The organism is Mesorhizobium sp. M7A.F.Ca.CA.003.01.2.1, from assembly GCF_003998945.1.
In the GTDB taxonomy this organism is placed as follows: Bacteria; Pseudomonadota; Alphaproteobacteria; order Rhizobiales; family Rhizobiaceae; genus Mesorhizobium; species Mesorhizobium ciceri.
Map to the genome: position 1 here is coordinate 1 of NZ_RZRA01000676.1, position 3210 is coordinate 3210.

At 65.5% G+C, this 3210-nt stretch carries 2 protein-coding genes and 1 pseudogene; all 3 read left to right on the plus strand.

Going from position 1 to position 3210, the window contains the following annotated elements:
• A pseudogene (locus EN969_RS23505) lies at nt 1–135 on the plus strand (alpha-ketoacid dehydrogenase subunit beta); the annotation flags it as partial.
• A gap of 1 nt (nt 136) precedes the next feature.
• Nucleotides 137–1453 carry a dihydrolipoamide acetyltransferase family protein gene (locus EN969_RS23510; RefSeq protein WP_063169594.1) on the plus strand — a complete coding sequence of 439 codons (1317 nt, stop codon included), beginning with the start codon at nt 137–139 and terminating at the stop codon, nt 1451–1453.
• Nucleotides 1454–1654: 201 nt separating this feature from the next.
• Nucleotides 1655–3052 (plus strand): dihydrolipoyl dehydrogenase, encoded by a 1398-nt coding sequence (gene lpdA, locus EN969_RS23515; RefSeq protein WP_063169593.1) that lies wholly within the window; start codon nt 1655–1657, stop codon nt 3050–3052.
• Nucleotides 3053–3210 lie beyond the last annotated feature (158 nt).

Below are 3210 nucleotides of genomic sequence, written 5' to 3' on the forward strand. Positions count from 1 at the left end.
TGTTTCTATCACCTCGAAGCGCCGGTTGCTCGCGTTGCCGGCTGGGACACGCCCTATCCGCATGCGCAGGAGTGGGATTATTTTCCCGGTCCCGCCCGCGTTGGCCGTGCCTTGCTTGAAACCATGGGAGCCTGAGATGGGCGAACACATCATCAAGCTGCCCGATGTCGGCGAAGGCGTCGCCGAGGCCGAGCTGGTCGAATGGCACGTCAAGGTCGGCGATATCGTCCGCGAGGACACTGTGCTCGCCGCAGTCATGACCGACAAGGCGACGGTTGAAATCCCCTCGCCGGTTGATGGCGAGATCCTGTGGCTGGGCGCCGAGATCGGCGACACGGTGGCCATCGGCTCGCCCATCGTGCGGCTGAAGGTGGCGGGCGAGGGCAACGCCAAGCCGCAAGGCGCCGAAGCGGAAGCGGTGTCCGCTGAGCCTCCGGCAAAACTTCCGACGCCGAAGCCCGAGGCTGCTGCGCCGGTCGTGAAGACATCCCCAAAGAGCGACGAGCCCAAGGCGAAACCGGCAGCCTCACAGAAAAGCACGGCGCAGCCTTCCGTCTCCGGCGCGCCGCGGCTTCAAGGCGAAAGACCGCTGGCGTCGCCGGCCGTTCGTCTGCGGGCAAAAGAAGCCGGCATCGATCTCAGGCAGGTTGCCGGATCCGGTCCGGCCGGTCGCATCGGCCATGAGGACATCGAAGCGTTCCTGGCCCGCGGGCCGCAGGTCGCAAAGGCATCCGGCCTCGCCCGCAACGACGCTGTGCAGGATATCAAGGTGGTCGGCTTGCGGCGCAAGATCGCCGAGAAGATGTCGCTGTCCAAATCGCGCATTCCGCACATCACCTATGTCGAGGAGATCGACGTCACCGCACTGGAGGAATTGCGCGCGGCGCTCAACAAGGAGAAGCGTCCTGGCGTGGAGCGGCCGAAACTGACGCTGCTGCCGTTCCTGATGCGGGCGATGGTCAAGGCGATCGCGGACCAGCCCAATCTCAATTCCCTGTTCGACGACGAGGCCGGCATCGTCCATCAGCATGGCGGCATCCATATCGGCATCGCCGCACAGACGCCGTCGGGGCTGGTGGTTCCGGTGGTCAAGCACGCCGAGGCGCGCGACATCTGGGATTGCGGCGCCGAGGTCATCAGGCTGGCCGAGGCGGCCAAGTCCGGCACGGCAACACGCGACGAGCTGTCCGGCTCGACCATCACCATCACCTCGCTCGGCGCCATGGGCGGCGTGGCGACGACGCCGGTCATCAACCATCCGGAAGTGGCGATCGTCGGCGTCAACAAGATGATGGTGCGGCCGGTGTGGGACGGCACCCAGTTCATGCCGCGCAAGATGATGAACCTGTCGTCGAGCTTCGACCATCGGGTGATCGATGGGTGGGATGCGGCGGTGTTCATCCAGCGGATCAAGACGCTGCTGGAAACGCCGGCGCTGATTTTCGTGGATTGAGGGGATGAGAACGGTCGCAAGGGCTCCCTCACCCGGATTGCCAAAACCGAATTGCGAAGGGCAATTCGGGGCAATCCGACCTCTCCCCGAGGGGAGAGGAGGTCGCCGGCGTCTGTGCTCGCCTCTTCTCCCCACCGGGGAGAAGGTGGCCGCGAAGCGGCCGGATGAGGGGGCCTTCGCCACCAGAAAGAGCGTGCCATCATGAAAGAAATCTCCTGCAAGCTGCTCGTCATCGGCGCCGGGCCGGGCGGCTATGTCTGCGCCATCCGGGCCGGACAGCTCGGCGTCGATACGGTGATCGTCGAGGCCGGCAAGCCGGGCGGCACCTGCCTCAATGTCGGCTGCATCCCGTCCAAGGCGCTGATCCATGCGGCGGAGGAGTTCGAGAAGGTGTCGCACATGGCGGGCGGCAAGAGCCCGCTCGGCATTTCGGTCACCGCGCCGACGCTCGATCTTGCCCGGACCGTCGCCTGGAAGGACGGCATCGTCAGCCGGCTCAACAGTGGCGTCGCCGGCCTGCTCAAGAAGGCAGGCGTGAAAACCGTGCATGGCTGGGCGAGCTTTCGCGACGGCAAGACGGTCGCGGTCGAGACCGAGACGGGCGTGCAGGTGATCCGGGCCGAAACGATCGTCATCGCCTCCGGCTCGGCGCCGGTGGAGCTGCCGTTCCTGCCGTTTGGCGGTCGGGTGATTTCGTCAACCGAGGCACTGGCACTCAGCGACGTGCCGAAAAATCTCGCGGTCGTCGGTGGCGGCTATATTGGGCTGGAACTGGGCATGGCATTTGCCAAGATGGGCGCTGAGGTGACCGTGATCGAGGCCTTGCCGCGCGTGCTGGCGCAGTATGATGCCGAGCTGACCCGGCCGGTGGTCAAGCGGCTCACCGCGCTCGGCGTCGAGGTGATGCTGGGCGCCAAGGCCAAGGGGCTTTCAACCAAGGGTGACGCGTTGCTGGTCGAGACCTCGGACGGCAAGAGCGCCAAGGTCGCCGCCGAAAAAATCCTGGTCACGGTCGGGCGCAAGCCGGTGACCGAAGGCTGGGGGCTCGAGCAGATCGACCTCGACATGGCCGGCAAATTCATCCGCATCGACGACCAGTGCCGCACCTCGATGCGCGGCATCTTCGCCATTGGCGACGTCACCGGCGAGCCGATGCTGGCGCACCGGGCGATGGCGCAGGGCGAGATGGTCGCCGAGATCGTTGCCGGCCACAAGCGCAGCTGGGACAAGCGTTCGATACCCGCCGTTTGCTTCACCGATCCCGAACTGGTGACCGCTGGTCTTTCGCCGGAAGAAGCCAAGGCGCTCGGCGGCGAGATCAAGATCGGCATGTTCCCGTTCGCGGCCAACGGCCGGGCGATGACGAAGCTGGGCGAGGACGGCTTTGTCCGCGTCTTGGCCCGCGCCGACAACCATCTGGTGCTCGGCATCCAGGCGGTCGGGCAGGGTGTGTCGGAACTGGCGGCGGCGTTCGGGCTGGCGCTGGAGATGGGCGCGCGGCTGGAGGACATCGCCGGCACCATCCACGCGCATCCGACGCAGGGCGAGGGATTCCAGGAAGCAGCGCTGAAGGCGCTGGGACACGCGCTGCATATTTAATTCGCGATGGCGCAAAAGCGGTGATGCCGGCGGGACAGCGCCCCCCTCTGTTCTGCCGGACATCTCCCCTCAAGGGGGGAGATTGGCAGTTTCGGGCAACCTGCCTCTTCCAAAACTTTCAAAAATTGGCGAAATCTAAGATGACAGCCGATCTCCCC

Coding starts and splice junctions, on each gene's coding strand:
- EN969_RS23510 (WP_063169594.1), top strand. CDS start 137: ATGGGCGAACACATCATCAAGCTGCCCGATGTCGGCGAAGGCGTCGCC.
- lpdA (WP_063169593.1), top strand. CDS start 1,655: ATGAAAGAAATCTCCTGCAAGCTGCTCGTCATCGGCGCCGGGCCGGGC.